Annotated in this window: 16 protein-coding genes and 2 tRNA genes; 11 read left to right on the forward strand and 7 right to left on the reverse strand. The window is 40.8% G+C overall.

The genetic code is table 11. The annotated features are described in order from the left end of the window. Positions 1 to 18 precede the first annotated feature (18 nt). Positions 19 to 2,505 carry a hypothetical protein gene (locus H6763_01185; protein MCB9803422.1) on the forward strand — a complete coding sequence of 829 codons (2,487 nt, stop codon included), beginning with the start codon at positions 19 to 21 and terminating at the stop codon, positions 2,503 to 2,505. A gap of 160 nt (positions 2,506 to 2,665) precedes the next feature. Here the strand turns inward: H6763_01185 and H6763_01190 are convergent, their stop codons facing one another. The 3 genes from H6763_01190 to H6763_01200 are packed head-to-tail and all read right to left on the reverse strand — an operon-like array spanning position 2,666 to position 5,025. Next, complete coding sequence (locus tag H6763_01190) at positions 2,666 to 4,348, reverse strand: hypothetical protein (GenBank protein ID MCB9803423.1); 1,683 nt, start codon at positions 4,346 to 4,348, stop codon at positions 2,666 to 2,668. 15 nt (positions 4,349 to 4,363) lie between these two features. Beyond that, a complete protein-coding gene (secG, locus tag H6763_01195) occupies positions 4,364 to 4,597 on the reverse strand; it encodes a preprotein translocase subunit SecG (protein MCB9803424.1) in 234 nt (77 codons plus the stop codon). Positions 4,598 to 4,617: 20 nt separating this feature from the next. After that, complete coding sequence (locus H6763_01200; GenBank protein MCB9803425.1) at positions 4,618 to 5,025, reverse strand: hypothetical protein; 408 nt, start codon at positions 5,023 to 5,025, stop codon at positions 4,618 to 4,620. 102 nt (positions 5,026 to 5,127) lie between these two features. On the opposite strand from H6763_01200, the gene pyk reads away from it, so the two are divergent. The 3 genes from pyk (at position 5,128) to H6763_01215 (ending at position 6,824) form a co-directional block, all read left to right on the forward strand. Beyond that, positions 5,128 to 6,540, forward strand: a complete 1,413-nt coding sequence (pyk, locus tag H6763_01205) for a pyruvate kinase (GenBank protein ID MCB9803426.1) — start codon at positions 5,128 to 5,130, stop codon at positions 6,538 to 6,540. Positions 6,541 to 6,576: 36 nt separating this feature from the next. Next, positions 6,577 to 6,653 (forward strand) — tRNA-Cys (locus tag H6763_01210). 87 nt (positions 6,654 to 6,740) lie between these two features. Then, positions 6,741 to 6,824 (forward strand) — tRNA-Leu (locus H6763_01215). Between the two features lie 54 nt (positions 6,825 to 6,878). Here the strand turns inward: H6763_01215 and H6763_01220 are convergent. Genes H6763_01220 through H6763_01230 form a run of 3 tightly spaced genes read right to left on the reverse strand, consistent with a single transcriptional unit; the run spans position 6,879 to position 9,140 of the window. After that, the gene (locus tag H6763_01220; protein ID MCB9803427.1) at positions 6,879 to 7,592 is read right to left on the reverse strand and encodes an HAD family phosphatase; all 714 of its coding nucleotides are present in this window, start codon (positions 7,590 to 7,592) and stop codon (positions 6,879 to 6,881) included. Between the two features lie 5 nt (positions 7,593 to 7,597). Beyond that, on the reverse strand, positions 7,598 to 8,497 hold the full coding sequence (locus H6763_01225) for a hypothetical protein (protein ID MCB9803428.1): 900 nt from the start codon (positions 8,495 to 8,497) through the stop codon (positions 7,598 to 7,600). A gap of 4 nt (positions 8,498 to 8,501) precedes the next feature. Next, positions 8,502 to 9,140, reverse strand: coding sequence for an AAA family ATPase (locus H6763_01230; protein MCB9803429.1), 639 nt, complete (start codon positions 9,138 to 9,140; stop codon positions 8,502 to 8,504). 89 nt (positions 9,141 to 9,229) lie between these two features. Here H6763_01230 and H6763_01235 point away from each other — a divergent pair, with 89 nt between their 5' ends. From H6763_01235 to H6763_01245, 3 genes are all read left to right on the forward strand, one after another. Then, positions 9,230 to 10,426, forward strand: a complete 1,197-nt coding sequence (locus tag H6763_01235) for a cell division protein FtsW (protein MCB9803430.1) — start codon at positions 9,230 to 9,232, stop codon at positions 10,424 to 10,426. Then, a complete protein-coding gene (locus H6763_01240) occupies positions 10,407 to 11,615 on the forward strand; it encodes a UDP-N-acetylglucosamine--N-acetylmuramyl-(pentapeptide) pyrophosphoryl-undecaprenol N-acetylglucosamine transferase (GenBank protein ID MCB9803431.1) in 1,209 nt (402 codons plus the stop codon). The genes H6763_01235 and H6763_01240 overlap by 20 nt, the downstream gene beginning before the upstream one ends. A 78-nt stretch (positions 11,616 to 11,693) precedes the next feature. After that, complete coding sequence (locus H6763_01245; protein ID MCB9803432.1) at positions 11,694 to 14,291, forward strand: ATP-dependent Clp protease ATP-binding subunit; 2,598 nt, start codon at positions 11,694 to 11,696, stop codon at positions 14,289 to 14,291. 95 nt (positions 14,292 to 14,386) lie between these two features. On the opposite strand, the gene H6763_01250 is transcribed toward H6763_01245, so the two are convergent. Further along, positions 14,387 to 14,563, reverse strand: a complete 177-nt coding sequence (locus H6763_01250) for a lysine biosynthesis protein LysW (protein ID MCB9803433.1) — start codon at positions 14,561 to 14,563, stop codon at positions 14,387 to 14,389. A gap of 90 nt (positions 14,564 to 14,653) precedes the next feature. Here H6763_01250 and H6763_01255 point away from each other — a divergent pair, with 90 nt between their 5' ends. The 4 genes from H6763_01255 to H6763_01270 are packed head-to-tail and all read left to right on the forward strand — an operon-like array spanning position 14,654 to position 18,804. After that, entirely contained in the window at positions 14,654 to 15,553 is a 900-nt protein-coding gene (locus H6763_01255) for a PLP-dependent lyase/thiolase (GenBank protein ID MCB9803434.1), read from the forward strand. Further along, positions 15,550 to 16,968 (forward strand): ATP-grasp domain-containing protein, encoded by a 1,419-nt coding sequence (locus H6763_01260; protein ID MCB9803435.1) that lies wholly within the window; start codon positions 15,550 to 15,552, stop codon positions 16,966 to 16,968. Before H6763_01255 ends, H6763_01260 begins: the two co-directional genes overlap by 4 nt. Then, positions 16,946 to 17,725, forward strand: coding sequence for a hypothetical protein (locus H6763_01265; protein MCB9803436.1), 780 nt, complete (start codon positions 16,946 to 16,948; stop codon positions 17,723 to 17,725). Before H6763_01260 ends, H6763_01265 begins: the two co-directional genes overlap by 23 nt. Further along, positions 17,713 to 18,804: a hypothetical protein gene (locus H6763_01270; GenBank protein MCB9803437.1), complete on the forward strand. Its 1,092-nt coding sequence runs from the start codon at positions 17,713 to 17,715 to the stop codon at positions 18,802 to 18,804. Before H6763_01265 ends, H6763_01270 begins: the two co-directional genes overlap by 13 nt. Positions 18,805 to 18,808: the final 4 nt, after the last annotated feature.

Raw genomic sequence — 18,808 nt, forward strand, 5'->3', positions numbered from 1 at the left:
TCAAGTTATTAAAAAACAATGAGGAAATTAACCGTACTTTTTTTCACAATCATTCTGTTATCGAGCTTTTCTTCACCTATCTTTTCACAAAATGATGAGGATAGTGCAGGATTACAAGAATTACTACTACTACTGATCCCTGAAGAAACAGATAATCCCAACTATGCACTTACTTTCACAGATCCCACTGATAAGGGTGTTTTCTTGAGTATAGATGGTGCAGAGGAGAAGGAGATCAGATCACCATACGAATTACCTTCGCTTGGTATAGGAGATCATACGCTCAGAGTTCGTTTCACCGATGATACAGATACAGAAAGAACCTATGAGGATACTATAGTGATCCTCCCTCGACCGCCTCAGATCGACACACCAACGGTTGAGGACAATGCTCTGATCGTCACTGGTACCGGTTTACCTGCTTCGAAATTAAATCTATTTGTATCAGGTGCAGACAGATCTTTTAGAGAATCAGTAAAGGTAACTGATCAAGGAGATTGGGAAGCAACGATAGAGGGAGATTTCTCAACAGGCATCTACAATGCAGTCGGTTATGTTTCCAAAAATGGTTACGGTAGCGACCTGTCCGAACCGGTTACCTTTTCATTGGAAACATCTATCACAGAAGAAAAAGTCGATGAGCCAACCACACCGATCTTCTTTAGTTTTTCGTCGATCACAACGAGCAATATCAAGGATGTTCTTTTGGAGAACCGAGATCTGATGATAGTAGGTGGGGGGATCTTTCTGATCGCACTTATCCTAGGAGTACTTCTATCTCGAATTATCTTCTTTAGAAGTGAGAGGAAGATAGAGAGTACATTTAAAGCCGTCCTACAAGGAAAGAAGAGGGAGCCTATCAAAGATATCTTAAAGCTCGACAAAGAACACAAAGAAGACTCTGATAATGAAAAAGCAGAAGCGACTGCACAACAAGCCCCAGATCAACAATCAGACGAAGAAGCAGATGTAGATACTTCCGAAACGAAAGCCTCAGACGATGGAGATCAGGGATCCGACGATAATGACGACACATCAGACAATGATCCAGACAAAGACGAGACATCAGATGCATCCACAGATGGATCCTCAGAAGACAGATCTAGCGGATCTGACACAACCACAGCAGATGAGGCCATATCAGACGAAGATGATACAACCGACCAAACTGTAGACAAACCGTCTGAAACGGCAGAGGACACTCTCTCAGATCCATCATCTACAGATGATGGGACAGATGAAAACTCAACACAGGATGGCTCATCTGAGGACCCTACACTTACAAATTCGGAGGCTTCAAACCCAGACCCTGCTACAGCTTCAACTACCCCAGCAAGCAATGAAAAAGAGGAAGAGGGACAGAAAGAGGCAGATAAAAAGCCCTCTTTCCTTGATAAATTAAAAAGTATGACCTTAATAGGTAAGAAGAAAACCAATAATGCAAATGATCCACAAGTAATACCGGTACCATCAGAAACAACACGAGAAGGAGAGGAGGGCGGATTAGGGGATATCTCAGAACCTGATGACCCTGGAGGGATCACAGGATTACCTGAAGACTTACAAGAACCTGCTAGTAGTAAACCTACAGTAAAGGTATCCAAAAGTGCCGGACTGGATCCATATGAAGATGTAGAACCCGCAGGAGATGAGATCCCTGTCTATGAAACAGAAGTCGAGACTCAAGCTTCTGAAGCCTCCGGTGATGGGTCTGAAGACACTTCTGAGGTAAATGAAACAGAAAGCGACCAGAATGATACCAATGATGAGCCTGTATCAGCTGATAGTGATGCTGAGATCGACTCGGATACAGATCCAAGCACAGAAAACGATAGCCCGGATACAGTAAAAGAGGTTTCTGCTGAAGAATTCCTTGAGAAATTCAAAACCGCAGACCCAGATCCCGATGGTCTTGACCAAGTGGTTCCAGCAGATGAAACTTCCGGATCAGATAATGTACAGATGTCTCCAACTGAAGGTGAGGGCTCAGAAGATGAGGATACTCAACTATCTACTGGTGATGGATCAGAAGATCACGGAAACGATGAAACAGCTGCACAAACTCAAGAAGCTAGACCTAGTATGACAGAGAAGTTAGGTGCAGTAGGGATATATACTCCTGAAGAGGAAACTGAAAAGAAGCCTAAAAAGCAAGTGATCAAAGAGGAGGAGGAAGAAGATGTACCAAGAAAAACCGGTACAAAGAAAAAAGCCAAAAAGAAAACATCCTCCAGATCAAAAACCTCCACAAAAAAAAGTAGATCTACCAAGAAGAGTAAGACCACTCGTTCAACGGCAAAAAAAAACGAAAAAAGTGAAGTAAAAGAATACGAGAGTAAGAATAGGTTCCAAGAGGTCAAAGATCTGAAAACAAAGCCACTTGGTAGGATAAAGCGTATCACTCCGACAACACCAACCAAAAAGAAAACTTCTAAAGGGAGCGCCACCCCTAAGACCAAGAAGAAGAGAAACATTACGATCAGCCTAACGAGCAAGAAAAAATAAGCTTCTTTTCTGTTCCTATAAAATATTTTTCCTATTATCAGTATTGTTCTTGCGTATCTAGGATCTGTGATGAAGCCGCTCTCGCGACCTTACGGTCGGGAATTTATGTCCGAGGAGTAAAATTTCTGGAACTTGTGGGATCTGCTTCGTGGAAAAGGTTCTACTCAGAGAATTTCCATTCAACTATGTTTGCATAACGCTTATAAGGGAAGTCTGCATCATTCAGATCGACGCCAGTTACGCGCTGATGGATAATATATGTGTATGAGGGTTCATAAAGCACTAATGCCGGTATTTCATTTGTAATAAATCTGTATATCTGTCGATAATCCTCACTCCTAACAGCTCGATCGCTTTCTAATCGAGCCCTTTCCAGTAATACATCTACACGATTGTACTCATATCCGGCAATATTGAGATCAGGATAGTTCTTCTTTGTAGAATGCCACAAGTTATATTGATCGGGATCAGCAGTTATTTCGAGTTCGATCAGGAGCAACTCAAAATTTCGTGTAGCTAATACTTCATTTATCAGGGAATCATACCCAACCCCAGTACTTATTATTGTCACTCCAACCTTCTTTAACATTTCCGTTATCATTTCTGCGATCATGCGATTTGTATCATTATCCAGATACACAATACTTAGTGTCAGAGGTTCACCGTCTGAATTTTGATACAAACCTGTTTCTTCATCCAACACATATCCTCCTGCAACAAGTTGTTCTGCAGATTTTTCAGTAGAATAAGGGTAAGGATTCTCAGTAGATTTATAGGCCCATGAATCCTCACTCAATGGAGTATCTGAGACCTTATACGCTTCTGGGATATTCTCAACGATCTGCTCCCTATCTATCGCCTCCACAATCGCTGTACGCAATTCCAAACTTTGTAATTTACTATTTCTTAGATTGAAATATAGCATCTTCTTGCGTTGATCAATGGGTATAGTATTTATTTTGAATTTTGGATACTGTCCTCCTAATGATGAGCGAAAATCATCTACATTCGATACTGCATCAAGCAGATTGTTTTTAAACGCTGTCAAAAGAGACTTTTCATCTGTAAAGTAGATCAACCTTAGATCCTTGATATTTGGTTTCAAAGGATACATTTCCCAACTACTGAGATCTATCGTGTCTGAATGCAATGATCGGATAAAATACGGTCCAGATCCGATCGGCAATGTGGCTCTCCCAAGATCATACATATCACGATCATTCACATTACTTATGATATGTTCAGGAAGTATGAACACGGATAAAGACTCATACACAGAACTGACTATCTCCTCAAAGTGTATGACTATCGAATGATCGCTTTCAGAGGTGACATCTACACCTGATAGACCGAAACCAAACGTGTCCTGACCTTGATCAGATAGTTTTATCGCTTTTTTAATGGTATATTCAACATCCTGAGCTGTCACTTCCTCACCATCATGCCAATACATATCTTCACGAAGCAAGAACCGTATACCCCTACCATCTTCTGTAAGATCCCACTCATAGGCTAATGCTGGCAAGGGTTCTCCTTGGTCATCTATCTCGATCAAACGGGTATAAACGAGTTCGAAGAGAGCTCTATCTATATCGCTACCAGTTACAAACATAGGGTTGAAAGTAGAGATAGACCCAACCATACCCTCGGTGAATACATCTGATCGCTGTTTACTCATCACTGAAAAGAAAAATGGGCTTGAGAATTGAGAAACCAAGAGGATAGAGATCAGACCAGACAAAATGATAAATCCCAAGGGTCTAGTCTTGATATGTAATAACCTAAGTTTGTCCGGATATGACCAGAAGAACTCTCGTAAAGTTGAAAATATTTGAGACTTCATTATTTGAGTAATGAATTATTGACCAAATTTTACTATGAGGAATGATAGAACAGCAAAAACAACGCCTAATATAATGGTTGTGTAGTACATGAATCTCTCCAATCCACGCTTAGTTCTAAAGGTTTCTCCACCTCCACCTCCGAACATTCCACTTAAACCTTCATCTCCACTCTGAAGAAGTATACTGATAACAAGTCCTATAACAACAATAACCTCAGAGATCATTAAAACTTGTGATACTGTATCCATTTTTGGAACCAATATTTATATTAATCTTTCAGCTTAAGGAACAGCATATACATAAGCGCACTCAAAGCTGAGAACGTGCCGATTGTAGCATATTTTGACATTCCAATGGGGTTGATCGTAATAACTGTAAGATCTACCTCAGAAAAGTTCAACTCCTTTATCGAAAACCCTGGTAAACTAAGCTCCATTAGATATAAAAACCCCGCAGAAAGTAAACACATCACAACAACCCTTGGAAGAAATGCCTTATCTATAGCAAAAAAGGTCAGGATATTCTCATGAAGTATCAATGCGATCGCATGACCGATAATTAGGGCTGAAAGATACAATTTATCACTTGGTATCGACATACCACCAAAAAACATAAAGATCACCGGTAAAAAGGTCGCTGAGATAAGGAGTTTGTAGAGTGTTTTCTTAAGATCCATTAAATGTACTGCTAATTCCCTGATATAGTGTTAACTTGCGAATATCACCTAGTTAAAATATACTAAATAGAATTGGATATATCAATTCTATCAACACTGCCCATGACAAAACATCCATTAACAAAGATAATTGCAACGATAGGTCCAGCTTCATGGGATGATGAAGTGTTGCTTGATATGATACGAGAAGGATTGGTAGTTGCAAGGATAAATGCATCTTTTGCTGATTTTGAGGAGTTAGATCGTGTTTCCACCCAATTACGTCGACTCTCTCCTAGAACTGCTATCATGCTGGATACCAAGGGTCATAAGATCCGTGTCACAGGCTTTGAAAAAGAGATCACTCTAGAAACCGGCCAACAGATCTCTCTGATACCCTCCGAATCCCGCACAAGAAAAGATTATATTAAGATCACATATCAATCATTACATAAAGATATTGTCAGAGGTACAAAGATACTGATCGACGATGGTAACATAGTACTCATAGCTAGGGACATAGATGGAGATAAGGTCGTATGTGAGATCCTTGCTGGAGGGATACTAAAAACTAGAAAGACTGTTAATGTACCCGGAGTCCACCTGAATTTCCCCAAATTGAGCCAGAAAGATCAAGACGATATAAGATTTGCAGTCGAAAACAAATTCGATCTAATTTCTGCATCATTTATTCGCAATACTGAAGATGTCCAGTTGGTAAGAGAGATAATGAAAGATTCGGATGCAAAACTCATAGCCAAGATCGAAGATGTCGAAGGTGTCGAGAATTTCGATTCCATCCTGGAGGTGGTTGATGCGATCATGGTGGCCCGTGGTGACTTGGGGGTAGAATTACCTCCTGAAAAGATACCAATCTTACAGAAGCAATTCATCTACAAGTGTAGGATGAAAGGTAAACCTGTCATAGTTGCAACACAAATGCTCGAATCAATGAGAGAGAATCTTCGTCCGACCAGAGCAGAGGTTAGTGATGTCGCAAATGCAATAATGGATGGAACTGATGCTATCATGCTATCTGCTGAATCCTCTACGGGCAAACATCCAGTAGAATCTGTAAAAATGATGGCTACAATAGCTACTGAAGTAGAGCAGTATATGTCTCCCCAAGTTGTGACAGGTCAAACAGCCGCATCAGTAGAGACAGATACTCTCTGTAGACATGTAGATCAACTATCAAATGAATTGAAGATCGCAGGTGTGATAGTTATATCTCAAACAGGAAAGACTATCTCCTCACTTACGCGACATCGACTTAACATCCCGATCTGGAGTATTAGTAGCAATCCGATCCTCATACGACAGCAACAATTATATCGTGGTGTGACAGGTTATTACATTCAAGATTTTAAAAAGAACAGGGATGACTTGATCCAACAAGCCATCGATATCGTTTTTGGAAATGGGCATCTTGAGTTAACAGATAAGGTGATCGTAATAAGTGGAAGCACAGTGGGGCGAAAGAAAACCAATACCATCCTTGAGATAGTGTCAGTTTCCGATATTCTTGACCTCTAGAACTATATTGATAATTTCATTATAATAGCCCGAAAGGGTGATGTAGCCAAGCTGGTTAAGGCAGGAGTCTGCAAAACTCCCATGCGCGGGTTCGAATCCCGCCATCACCTCCAATATACTCTTTAGATCAGATCATTCTTACACGGAATTCCAAGAATTATTTGAATACTGGGTAAGTAATAGTAGAATGTAATGAATATGCCGGGGTGGTGGAATAGGCAGACACGCGGGACTTAAAATCCCGTGCCAGCAATGGCGTGCGGGTTCAATTCCCGCCCTCGGCACATGATCTACACTCTCTGATAAACATTTACTCTGAAAACCGGCTTTTTGAGCCTTTAGGTTAAAGCATCAATGCACTCCCTATAATCACTTACCGTAATATCTGCCATATCCCATACAAAAGAATCATTCCAGCCAGGGTTATGTATCCCTACAGTGTAAAGACCCGCCGACTTAGCAGATCTAATGCCATTCTTCGAATCCTCAAAAGCAATGATCTCATCTACCGGTAAGTGAAAATGGCTTATAACTGTATTGTATGGAAGTGGACTTGGCTTTGACTCCGGAACATCCCTAGCAGCAATTATGAACTCAAAATTATCGTACAATTTATAGTATTTCATCAGCTTCTCCATAAATTCCCTGGTTGATGCTGAAGCTATCGCCAAATGATAGCTTCTCTTCTTAAGGATCTGAAGGAAATCTTGAGCTCCTGGTACAACCCTGGAAAATGTCTCCGGAGGTTCTTGTAATGCTTGGCGTTTGTATTTGTGATATTCAGTACGCAATGTATCAAAATCAAATTCATCAACTCGGTCAGGAACAAGATGGCTCAATACATTTCGAAATCCCTCTCTTGCCTCTCTTCCTGCCATAGATTGACGATAGAATTCCAGATCAGGCTTCTTATGTACAAATTTCATAGTAACCTTACAGATACAGTAGAAATTCAATGACTCCAGGTTTACTAAGGTTCCATCAAAATCAAAAATACACAGTTTTGAACCGGATAATTTTTGCGTAAGTGGGTAGAGATGATCAGGGATCATAGCGATCAGTATGGATCATCAAAGTTATCAGGGTCATCATTTCCACAACGAGGACATTTTGTTAGTGGCTTTTGACCTTCATAAACATATTCGCATTTTAGACATTTCCATGAGTTCCACTTTACATCCAGATCCTCGGGATACAATTTATCTGTGAGAATGTCGTCTGATATTGGATCCATAACCGAGGCGGATCGCTTATCTGTTGGTGTGGGTGGTGTGGAAGGTGTTGTACCTGGTGGTGTGGAGGATGTTGTATCTGGTGGTGTGGAGGGTGTTGTACCTGGTGGTGTGGAGGGTGTGGGAGCGTTTATTGTAGCTGTTGTAGGATCTGTTATTGTAGTTGTCGTTGTAGGCACCGGAATTGAAGGATCAACGCTATATGTGGTTGTTGGATTTTGCTGATCGCTCAAGGGGATCTTAACTTGAGGTGCCGATCGTTCTACAAATGAGTTTGGCACTGCGGATGGTGATACTACGCCGGATCCCAAAGTAGTTGGTGTTTGATCTGTTTGACCTGGTACTTGACCAGTTACCTGTCCGACCGTTTGTCCGACCGTTTGTCCGTCCGCTTGTCCGAATAGTTGGGCTGATGGAGGTGTTTGAGTAGGGTTTGATGATTGAGAGGTTGGATCAGGCGTTGGGGTTGAGGTCAGAGTTGCAGGATTGATTGTAGTTGGTGAATTGTTAACATTTTGTAGACTCTGTAGGTTTTGTTGGTCAGTTGGTATTTGTGCAGTATTCTGTGGTGGTTGTTGTGGAGTCTGGATAGCTGGATTGATATGGGGATCCTGAGTTGTTAGAGTCGGATCAGATGTCGTAGATGATGGATCTGATGCCCCTACTGGGAGATCTTGACCTGGTGTTGATGGAGAGGTTGAATTCTGATCCGAATTTTGATTCATATCATTATTTGGGATCAAGATAACCTCCTTTCTTGATCATAGATAAAAGTAGTTCCATTGTCTGCCCCTCATTTAGAGGAGAAGTATCAATGACAATATCATTATACTTTTCTGGCTTACTATAATCAATTCCATATAGATCCTTATATCTGCTCTTATCTAAAAAATATCGGTCTCTCAACGATATCTCTGTATTTTTGTATATATTTGAGTATTTTGGTAAACGCATAGAAAGATCTATTCGCCCTTGTTTATGCAATGTTCTACGAACCCGAGTATGCAATGAAGCATTTAACCAGATCCTAACTGTACACGGGATCTGCATATTTGTTGCTACAGCGGCAAATACCTTGCTATCTATAAGAACGTCATGCCATGAACTAGCTCTCAGCAATTTTGAATCTACTGCCTGGTCGATAACCTCTCTATTCTCCTGAAACTCCTTCGATATCAAAAAATCTCTTATATCAGTATACCCGTAATCCTCGGCATATTTTCGCAAAAAACTCCCTCCATACACATAATGCAACCCATAGTTCCTCGCTAGCATTTTCGCGATAGTCGATGACCCTGATCCACCTGGTCCTCCAACCACTATCAATAGACCCATGTCTCGTGGTCGCCTTAGTTGCAGTGCTGTCATTTAAAGAGTTATAGTAAGAAATGAATGTTAATTCAGTATGCCTGATATATACATAGTAACCTAATTAGCAACTTCAGTCGAACTGTACAATGCCCAAAACAATAAAGAAAAAAAATCAGAAAGCTAAAGCCCATTCCCCAAATCGCACACTAGTAACCTTCTTTTTCTTGATGCTTATTTTTGGAGCTATCATGATCTTTGATGCAAGTGTATATCAAGCTGATCAGCCACCATTCAATGACCCGTACCATTTTCTCAAACTTCATCTGTTCTTTCTAATTGTGGCAAGTCTACCAGCTACATTTATCTATTTGGTTGATTACAGAAAATTAACAAAATTTATCGTTCCTGTGTTTCTTCTCTCAATTTTCTTGTTATTTGTTGTTCTTTTTGCCCAGGACGTCAATGGCTCAAAGCGCTGGTTAAGATTAGGCTCAGATTATTTAGTGATCCAACCAGCTGAGATTATGAAACCTGTTTTCATAATGTATCTTTCTACATGGTTGATAAAGGAACGAAAGAAATTCGACACCTTTTCCGAGGCTTTAAGAGTTGGGTTTGTTCAGAAATTGATAGGTTTTATCGCAACTCTTAGTTTAGTGCTATTTCTGATCTTATTAGAACCAGATCTTGGAACTACACTGATCATTGGCTTCACAGCATTAGCGATCTTTCTTGCATCGGGTACTGATGTCGCTCATCTGGTAGGTTCTGCTGGTATCGCGGCAGTCATGGGTTTGATCGCGATCATCGCTGCCGTGATAGCACCATACCGCCTCAGCAGGGTACAAACATACCTCAAACTACTATTCTCAGGCGAAGTGATCGACCCACAAGGTGCTGGTTATCAGATACAGCAGATATTAATAGGTATCGGATCAGCCGGATTTTGGGGGAAAGGCTTTGGACAATCACGTCAACGTTTTGGTTACTTAGTTGAGAATACCGCGTTTACAGATTCAATATTTGCTGTCATATTAGAAGAACTGGGAATGTTTGGAGGGATCTTGTTCGTTGTGGCATGGATGATATTTCTGACAGCAGGATTACGAGTCGCACGGCAAGCACCTGATAGAGTAGGGAGGCTTATGGCAACAGGTCTAACTGTATGGCTATCAGCACAAGCTTTCTTTAATATGGGCGCAAATGTCGGATTGATACCTCTAACTGGTATACCACTACCATTCTTTACATATGGAGGATCAAGTACAATAGCTGCCATATGCGGATTCGCTCTATTGCTTAATATCAGTAGATTTACAATCATTGAACAGAAAAAGACTTAAAGAAAAGATCTTGTTCACAGGAGGAGGATCTGGGGGACATGTTTCTGCTGCTACAGCCATCATTAGTGGTATACGATCACAGTATGAAATGAACTTAGACCAGATCCTATATATCGGCAGTGATCTCACAATGGAGGGTGAAAGTGATGGTAAAACCAAAGGTAAAAGCCACGAAGAGAAGATTCTGTCGACAACAGATATCCCATATAGATCTATAAGGGCAGGAAAACTACAAAGATATCTGTCTTTTCGCTCATTCAAACTACTTTTCGGTATATTGGGCGGTTTTATTGACTCATGGAAAGTAATTTCGGAATTTCAACCAGATAGGGTGGTCTCCACGGGAGGTTATGTGACTGTTCCTATATGTATAGTCGCAAAGATCCGTGGCATACCTGTATATATACATGAACAAACCGCTGTGGTTGGTTTGACCAATAAGATCGTTGGGAAATTTGCAAAAAGAATATACATTTCATTTATCTCATCTGCATCATTTTTCCCAAGAGAGAGAACTCTACATACAGGTAATGCTGTTAGACCAGAGATATTCAACACAACGGGAGAGGGTCCTGCACAGCAAGCGATCAGAAAAATGTTACCTAACTCCAAAAAATACCCAATAGTTCTAATAGCAGGTGGTGGACAGGGTTCTCATCTGCTAAATATCACTGTCAGACAGATGCTTACCTATTTAACTGAGGAATTTCAAGTAGTTCTCCAAACAGGAGACAACCAGGTTCATAAAGATCATGAGATCCTTTGGAAAGATCGCTTAAAGTTACCTGCTGATAAACAGGATCGGTTTTTTCCAGTTAAGTTCATTACTGCTGAAGAAATTGGTAATGTGTTTTCGAATACAAATATATTTGTAGGTAGGAGTGGCGCAAATTTCACCTACGAAATGGGTGTCCTCCAAATTCCCTCCATATTGATACCAATTCCTTGGGTGACACACAACGAACAGATGAGGAACGCACAAGCACTTGAAGAAACAGGTCTTGCAAGGATCATTCCCGAGGGCGAATTAACAGCTGAAAGGTTGTTCAATGAGCTACGAAGGCTCAGTTCTATCATAAACAAAGGCACACTAAAGATCGATGAAGAAAAATTACACACCTCATTTCCTATAAATGCTGTATCAACGATCATAAATGACCTTACCCTGAATTCAGAACCAGTTTTATGAACACCGCTTAGCACTCTTGACACACCTCTGCTAATCAGTGTACCATCAAATGCTTATTTATCTTAATTTCAATGCACTATGGTTTGTCAAAACTGTGGCTTAAGACCGGCAACAACTCAAATAACAACATCTCGTAATGGACAGGAGCAAACTATCCAATTGTGCTCTGCTTGTGCTTCGCAACTCCAGAGGGGTGGGATGTACGAGGGTTTCTTTGGGGACGGATCCTCTCCTGACAGATCTACAGGTGAACAGGTTGATATAACGCAATTCTTCTCCGAACGTGCAAAAGATGCAATACAATTAGCAGCAAATGAGGCTATCGAAAATGGGAATCGAAATATTGATACTGAGCATCTACTTCTAGCGATAATCCAGAGTGATGAGGTTGTAGGAAGGATCCTAAAGGAATTGAAGGTGGACAAAGGAATGCTCATGGACCAACTGAGATCACAATTTTCTATGGGTGAAGGCTCAACAACACCAGGACTCTCACCACGTGCAAAACAAGCCCTTCAATATGCTTTTTCAGAAGCAATGGAATTAGGACATAACTATGTTGGTGGAGAACATATCTTTCTAGGTTTACTGAAAGAGGGTGAAGGTTTAGCTGCACAGATACTTACCAAATCAGGTATCGAGCATGTGACAGCCAGACAAGCAGTGCTCAAGATCGTTGGAGAAGGTGACGTGGAGGGGAAGAAAGCAGCTGAAAAGAGTGAAACTCCGACTTTGGATAAATTCAGTCGAGATCTTACACAATTGGCTAGGATCGGAAAGATCGATCCGGTGATCGGTCGCAGTGATGAGATCACAAGAGTAATTCAGATCCTTTCTCGCAGAAAAAAGAACAATCCAGTACTTATCGGAGAGCCGGGTGTAGGAAAAACTGCAATTGCAGAAGGTCTTGCCTATCGCATCTCAAAAGGCAATGTGCCAGAGATCCTTAAAGATCGTACTATCAAGGAATTGGATGTAGCATCTCTTGTAGCTGGTTCAAAATTCAGAGGAGAATTTGAAGAAAGAGCCAAAAAAATAATTGAAGAATTAAATGCCTCCGCCAGATCCATAATCTTATTCATAGATGAATTGCATACTATCGTAGGATCAGGGGCACAAGAAGGTCAGATGGATCTATCAAACATGCTCAAACCCGCGTTGGCCCGTGGAGAGTTGCAGGTCATAGGAGCAACTACTTTAAATGAGTACAAGAAATATATCGAAAAAGATGCTGCCCTAGAAAGACGTTTCCAACCAGTCCTCGTAAACGAACCAAGTATCGAACAAACAATTGAGATACTTAGGGGATTGAGAGATAAGTATGAAGCGCATCACAAAGTAAAGATCGAACCCGAAGCTTTGGATTCTGCCGCAAACCTTTCATCCAGATACATCAAAGATCGTTTTCTTCCTGACAAAGCGATCGATCTGGTAGATGAAGCTGCAAGCAAGGTTAGACTCACAACATCAACAGAGCCTGAGGAACTTCGCGAGCTGAAAGACGAGATAGAAAAAATGGAGAAGGAGCGTGAGTCTTTAAGTCGAGCTAATAAACATGAGGAAAGTGCGAAAGTAAAGATGCAGATCGAACAGGTCAGATCAGATAAACTACAACCTCTTCTAGAAGAGTGGAATAAAGTAAAAGGCACGGGTACACCAAATGTCACTTCAGATGACATAATTACAGTAGTAGCTGCAATGACAGGAATACCGCTTAATCAACTCCAAGAAGAGGAGAGAGATCGACTGATAAATCTAGAAGATGTACTTCACAAACGAGTTGTCGGCCAAGAAGATGCAGTCAAAGCTGTATCAGAAGCTGTCCGCAGAGCTAGGGTGGGTCTGAAAGATCCAAATAAACCCATAGCTACTTTTCTATTCCTAGGACCAACTGGGGTCGGAAAGACGCTACTGGCAAAAACCCTCGCAGAACAGATATTCGGCGATGAAGATGCGATAGTCCGTATAGATATGAGTGAATATATGGAAAAACATGCAGTTTCGAGAATGATCGGTTCGCCTCCAGGATATGTCGGTTATGAAGAGGGTGGGCAGTTGACAGAAGCCGTTAGGAGAAAGCCTTTTTCTGTAATACTCCTTGATGAGATAGAGAAAGCTCATCCTGATATCTTCAACACACTACTTCAACTTTTTGATGAAGGAAGGCTTACAGATTCTAAAGGTAGGACTGTAGATTTCAAGAATACAATTATCATAGCAACTAGCAATCTAGGATCGGAAAAGATCATGGCATATATGGAATTACAAACAAAAGAGAAAAGCTGGGAATCACTCAAAGAACAGCTTATGGAGGATCTTAAGAAAGCTTTCAAACCAGAATTCTTGAACAGACTAGACGACATCATACTATTCAAGAGTCTCGAACGAACACAACTGATAAATATAGTTAAGATCCTTTTAGAAGAGACAAAACAATTGATGAATGCACAAGATGTGGATATAGAGTTCGATGATACTATAGTGGATCATATCATCGAGCTAGGATACGAGCCTGAGTTTGGTGCAAGACCACTAAAGAGAGTGATACAAAAGGAGATAGAAAATACCCTTGCCAACAAACTCTTAAATGGAGATCTTTCACCAGGTGAAAAGTATATCTTGAAGTACCGAGACACGAAGATCGTGATCACACAAAAGAAAAGCCAAAAGAAATGACCTCATCATTCAGCAACATAAAGTAAGTGAAAACCTGAAAAAGCAGGTTACTTTGCAACTCCTTGATCGGAGAGAGATGTTGTTAGGTTGATTTACTATTTCTCGGCAATGACGAGATTGACCTCAATGCCCTCATCACTTATGCGAGATATCTCTAATTCACTTCCACAAAAAGGACATTCGATGATATCTCCTACCTGATATTCCCTTGTTGTATCAAGGTCTATATCATTCATACATTCTGGGCACGTTACTGTCTTTTTACCATCCATTCTGTAATCCTACTAATTTATGTAGAATAGTAATGTATTATATCATGTAGAAGGACTTGAACTCATATTTTTTTAGAGATGGGAGATATTATGAAAACCTACACTCCAATTACACGAATATTCATCGACGAGTTACCAGTAGTTATCAAACGTGAGGATCTTAATGAAACTGGATCACAAAAAGATCGTGGAGTACCAGTGCAGATCGATCATCACATCAAAGATGGCAAAACCCGATTTGTTATATCAAGTTCAGGAAATTCTGCTATCAGTGCGATCAACAGATTAATAAATACAGAGTATCACCTCACAGTCTTCTTGAGTAAAAATATCAGCACATCTAAACTACTGCGGATCTCCTTAATATTAAAGAAAAACATTACACAAGAAGATACTACTATCCAAAATATCGAACTGAAGTTCACTGAAAGACCCGTATCTGATGCATTCAAATATGCTAATTCATCTGAGAGCGTTTTACTTAGAGGCTCTATAGATCCTTATGCAACGATAGGGTACCAAGCGATCACACATGAACTAGCAGAACAAAGTCCCGGATCAACAGATATATTCATACCCACTTCTAGTGGTACAACTTTGGTAGGAATATTCAACGGTTATGAAGACTTAAAGGATAAAGACCCAAATATTTTGATCCCGAGATTTCATGTGTGCCAAACAACAGCCGTCAACACGATTGCCAGAGATTTTGATACCTCATTTCAACCTACCAAAAATTCAATTGCAGAAAGCATTGTCGATAGGGTGGCTAAACGATATCACCAAGTCAGTGATATAATAAAGAGTACTACAGGTTCTGGATGGGTCTTAACAGATGCTGAGATCAGGAAAGCTGTGCAACTCCAAAAAGATCTTGGTTTAGAATTATCTAATGAATCAGCACTAGCACTTGCAGGGATGTTAAGAGCAATGCGAAGCTCAAAATATAATATGGATCAACCAATAGTATTATCAACAGGAGTGAAATGAGTTTATACGACCCAATCTTTTATATAACTAATGATAGCGAACGAGCCATCGGACTCGAGGAGATTGTAGATCTTCATATACTGGCCATAGACGACAGTTGGCTTGCACGTCAGATACACAACAAGACCCACAAGGTATTTATCCTTGAGCGAGAGATAGGTATTCTTAATCCTATTTTCCGAAATTCCAATAAACTACTTCAAGAACCACTCACACAAGAGTATATTGATCATCATTCGCAAGATATCCGTCAAGGAATGGTGTTTAAGATCGCTCCTAATATTGAAAGAACTGCACAAGCGCTAGGTATACAACTCCTCAATACAACCTCACAACAGAATCAACGTTTCGAAAACAAGATCCCACAACTAGAATTCCTCAAAGAATTAGACAATATCCCACTACCCAAAAGTGAGATCTATCTCTTGGGAGATACTGATCACCAGAAGCTAATTTCTGAATTCTCGGATCCTTACGTCATACAGTTCGATCGAGGACATACAGGGACAGGAACATTATTTATCAGATCTGAAGATGAGCTTGAAGACCTGAAGAGTGCGTTCCCCAAGCGACCAGTAAGGATATCCCAATACATAGAAGGCGAAGCCTGGACACTCAATGCTGTTTCTACAAGATGGGGGACTCATTACGGTGGTTTATCGTATCAGATAACAGGGGTCGAGCCACTCACAAGAGTCTCAGGGGCAACTGTCGGAAACGATTGGAGTAGAGCGCATTCTCTTCCAGATAATACGATCTCCCAGATTGCAATGATCACTAAAAAGGTTGGTGACGGGTTATTTGAAGAAGGGTTTAGAGGTTTATTCGGATTGGACCTGATAGTTGACGACAAAGGGAAAGCATTTCTGATAGAGATAAATGCACGACAGCCAGCCTCTACAGGGATGCACACCAAACTTATGTTAAAAAACCAACAGATACCGTTGCAACTATTACATATCGCTGAATTCTTAGGTTTGACCGATAGTGAGCTGATTCAGTATATGACCGATCGATCAAGACCAGCTCATAGCCTAACCAAACTACAAGACCAGCTAAGCGAGCAGGACCGATCACTTGGTAGGGATATAAATGCGTCACAGTGTATATTGAGAAATAGTGCAAGTGGAAATATTACTATAGCAGGAGATCTAGGCTCAGGGATCTACGATCGAACAGATAGAGATTTATCTGAACAGGCAATTGATGATCGATATAGTATCGATCACTTGGATGAAGACGAGTTCCTCCTCATAACTGCTACTGAAGGAAGGATCGTCACACCTGGTACCGAGTACGCTCGGATCCAAACGTATGGAAGTGTCCTAGATAACAGTGGTAAACTCTTACCAGTACTAGTAGATATTATCAATAAGTTAAAAGGGAGTACCCATGAGGAGGCTACAACTACCTGAACCGGCTTGGAAAGTCGTACAAGGTTATATGAAGCTAAAATTTAACGGTACAGTTGTTCGAACTCCTTACTATCGAAATGTCGAGAGGGTACGTGCAGAACTTCGCTCACTTATTGGTAAAGGTACTCCTGAAGAGATTGTCGAAGATGTCCTTATCTTTTCAAAATTGAGGGGCTTCAATCTCCGTCGAGCAACACCTGACGAGATACGACGCTTCATGGAGAAAGAAGGTATCGGTATAGATTGTTCGGGATTTGTAGCACATGTGTATGACGGATGGCTTAGGGCTGTAAATAAAGGAAGTATAAGATCAAATCTTCTCTGGCCAAAACGCACTCTTTACAGAAAGGTTATAACCATCCTAAGACCTATCGAGAACATCAGCTCAGAACTTCTCACAGGAGAATTGAATTGTACCACTATCGAGATCGAAGACACCCTCCCTGGCGATCTGATAAGATTGAAGGGTGCTAAACAGGGTGATCATGTTGTACTGATAAGTACGGTCACACTTGAGGAAGACGGTACTCCCAGAGAGATCGATTATGTACACTCATCACCACACTATGGTAATGATAATGGTGTAAAGAAAGGAAAGATCAGGATCACAAATCCCGATAGGGGATTAGAGTATCAGGAATGGTTGGAAAAAGACCCCAATGGCCGCTGCATCACAAAAGACGGTTATCTAAGGGAACTTAGCGATAATAGGTTGGTTCGGCCTAATTTTATGGAAAAGATCAAATGGGGACAGTAACCGGATGGATCTTACTATCTTTCTTGCTCACATTCGGATTAGCACCGATCATCATACATATCCTCTATCGATACAGGATCGTACGAAAAACTGATACTGATTTCTCGGCGATAGTAGGAGAACGATATCTTAAAGCAGGTACACCGATCATGGGAGGTCTGATGATGATCATCAGCATCTTGTTACTTACTATCATATTCAATTGGCATGGGAGCACAGTAGTACCGATAGTTGTACTAATAATTTCAGCATTGTTAGGTGGATTTGATGATGTGATGAATATCTACGGTAGGAAGAGAGTTATCAGAACTGTAGATAAGCAGATCAAATTAGCGAAAGTACACAAACATCTTTCCAAAAGGATCTTTTATTGGATCACACTGCCTTGGGCTGCATATAAGAATATCTGGTTTGCACTAGGGTCATACCCAGGAAATGGTATACACGCTGGTGAAAAGATCCTTATACAATTATTTGTGGGTTGCTTAGTTGCTTGGTGGATATTTTTCAGATTAGGATGGAGCGTTCTTTGGATCCCTGTCATTGGAGAATTTGATATAGGCATACTAATGCCTTTGGTAGTAATCGGTCTCGTGATGATCATGACAAATGCAGTCAATATCTCCGATGGTATGGATGGCTTAGCCAGTGGAATGTTGGTACCTAGTTTTATAGCCTATCTCCTCATCGCAATACAGCAGGAACAGCACGAGATAGCGATCCTTTGCGCAATTACGATAGGAGCCTTACTCGCCTATATATACTTCAACATCAAACCAGCACGAGTTGAGATGGGCGATGTCGGAACTCTAGCTTTAGGAGCTTTGCTTGCAACGGTAGCTCTTGCCCTTAGACGAGAATTCTTACTTCCGATAATTGGTGGGCTGTTCTTCATAGAGATCGGCTCCTCATTATTGCAGGGAGTGTATCGCAAGATCGTCGGAAGAAGGCTTTTAAAGATGGCACCACTGCACTTACACTTGCAGGTACGAGGATGGTCAGAAGAAAAGACTGTGATGAGATTTTGGTTGTTCTCAGTGATATTTGCGATTTTAGGTCTCTGGATCTCACAATTCTAAATGA

Source organism: Candidatus Nomurabacteria bacterium (assembly GCA_020632395.1).
Lineage (GTDB): Bacteria > Patescibacteriota > Dojkabacteria > SC72 > JAHDCA01 > JACKFQ01.

Bases quoted from the DNA above. Each gene is read 5' to 3' on its own strand.
- H6763_01185 (MCB9803422.1), top strand. From the start codon at position 19: ATGAGGAAATTAACCGTACTTTTTTTCACAATCATTCTGTTATCGAGC.
- H6763_01190 (MCB9803423.1), bottom strand. From the start codon at position 4,348: ATGAAGTCTCAAATATTTTCAACTTTACGAGAGTTCTTCTGGTCATAT.
- secG (MCB9803424.1), bottom strand. From the start codon at position 4,597: ATGGATACAGTATCACAAGTTTTAATGATCTCTGAGGTTATTGTTGTT.
- H6763_01200 (MCB9803425.1), bottom strand. From the start codon at position 5,025: ATGGATCTTAAGAAAACACTCTACAAACTCCTTATCTCAGCGACCTTT.
- pyk (MCB9803426.1), top strand. From the start codon at position 5,128: ATGACAAAACATCCATTAACAAAGATAATTGCAACGATAGGTCCAGCT.
- H6763_01220 (MCB9803427.1), bottom strand. From the start codon at position 7,592: ATGATCCCTGATCATCTCTACCCACTTACGCAAAAATTATCCGGTTCA.
- H6763_01225 (MCB9803428.1), bottom strand. From the start codon at position 8,497: ATGAATCAAAATTCGGATCAGAATTCAACCTCTCCATCAACACCAGGT.
- H6763_01230 (MCB9803429.1), bottom strand. From the start codon at position 9,140: ATGACAGCACTGCAACTAAGGCGACCACGAGACATGGGTCTATTGATA.
- H6763_01235 (MCB9803430.1), top strand. From the start codon at position 9,230: ATGCCCAAAACAATAAAGAAAAAAAATCAGAAAGCTAAAGCCCATTCC.
- H6763_01245 (MCB9803432.1), top strand. From the start codon at position 11,694: ATGGTTTGTCAAAACTGTGGCTTAAGACCGGCAACAACTCAAATAACA.
- H6763_01250 (MCB9803433.1), bottom strand. From the start codon at position 14,563: ATGGATGGTAAAAAGACAGTAACGTGCCCAGAATGTATGAATGATATA.
- H6763_01255 (MCB9803434.1), top strand. From the start codon at position 14,654: ATGAAAACCTACACTCCAATTACACGAATATTCATCGACGAGTTACCA.
- H6763_01260 (MCB9803435.1), top strand. From the start codon at position 15,550: ATGAGTTTATACGACCCAATCTTTTATATAACTAATGATAGCGAACGA.
- H6763_01265 (MCB9803436.1), top strand. From the start codon at position 16,946: ATGAGGAGGCTACAACTACCTGAACCGGCTTGGAAAGTCGTACAAGGT.
- H6763_01270 (MCB9803437.1), top strand. From the start codon at position 17,713: ATGGGGACAGTAACCGGATGGATCTTACTATCTTTCTTGCTCACATTC.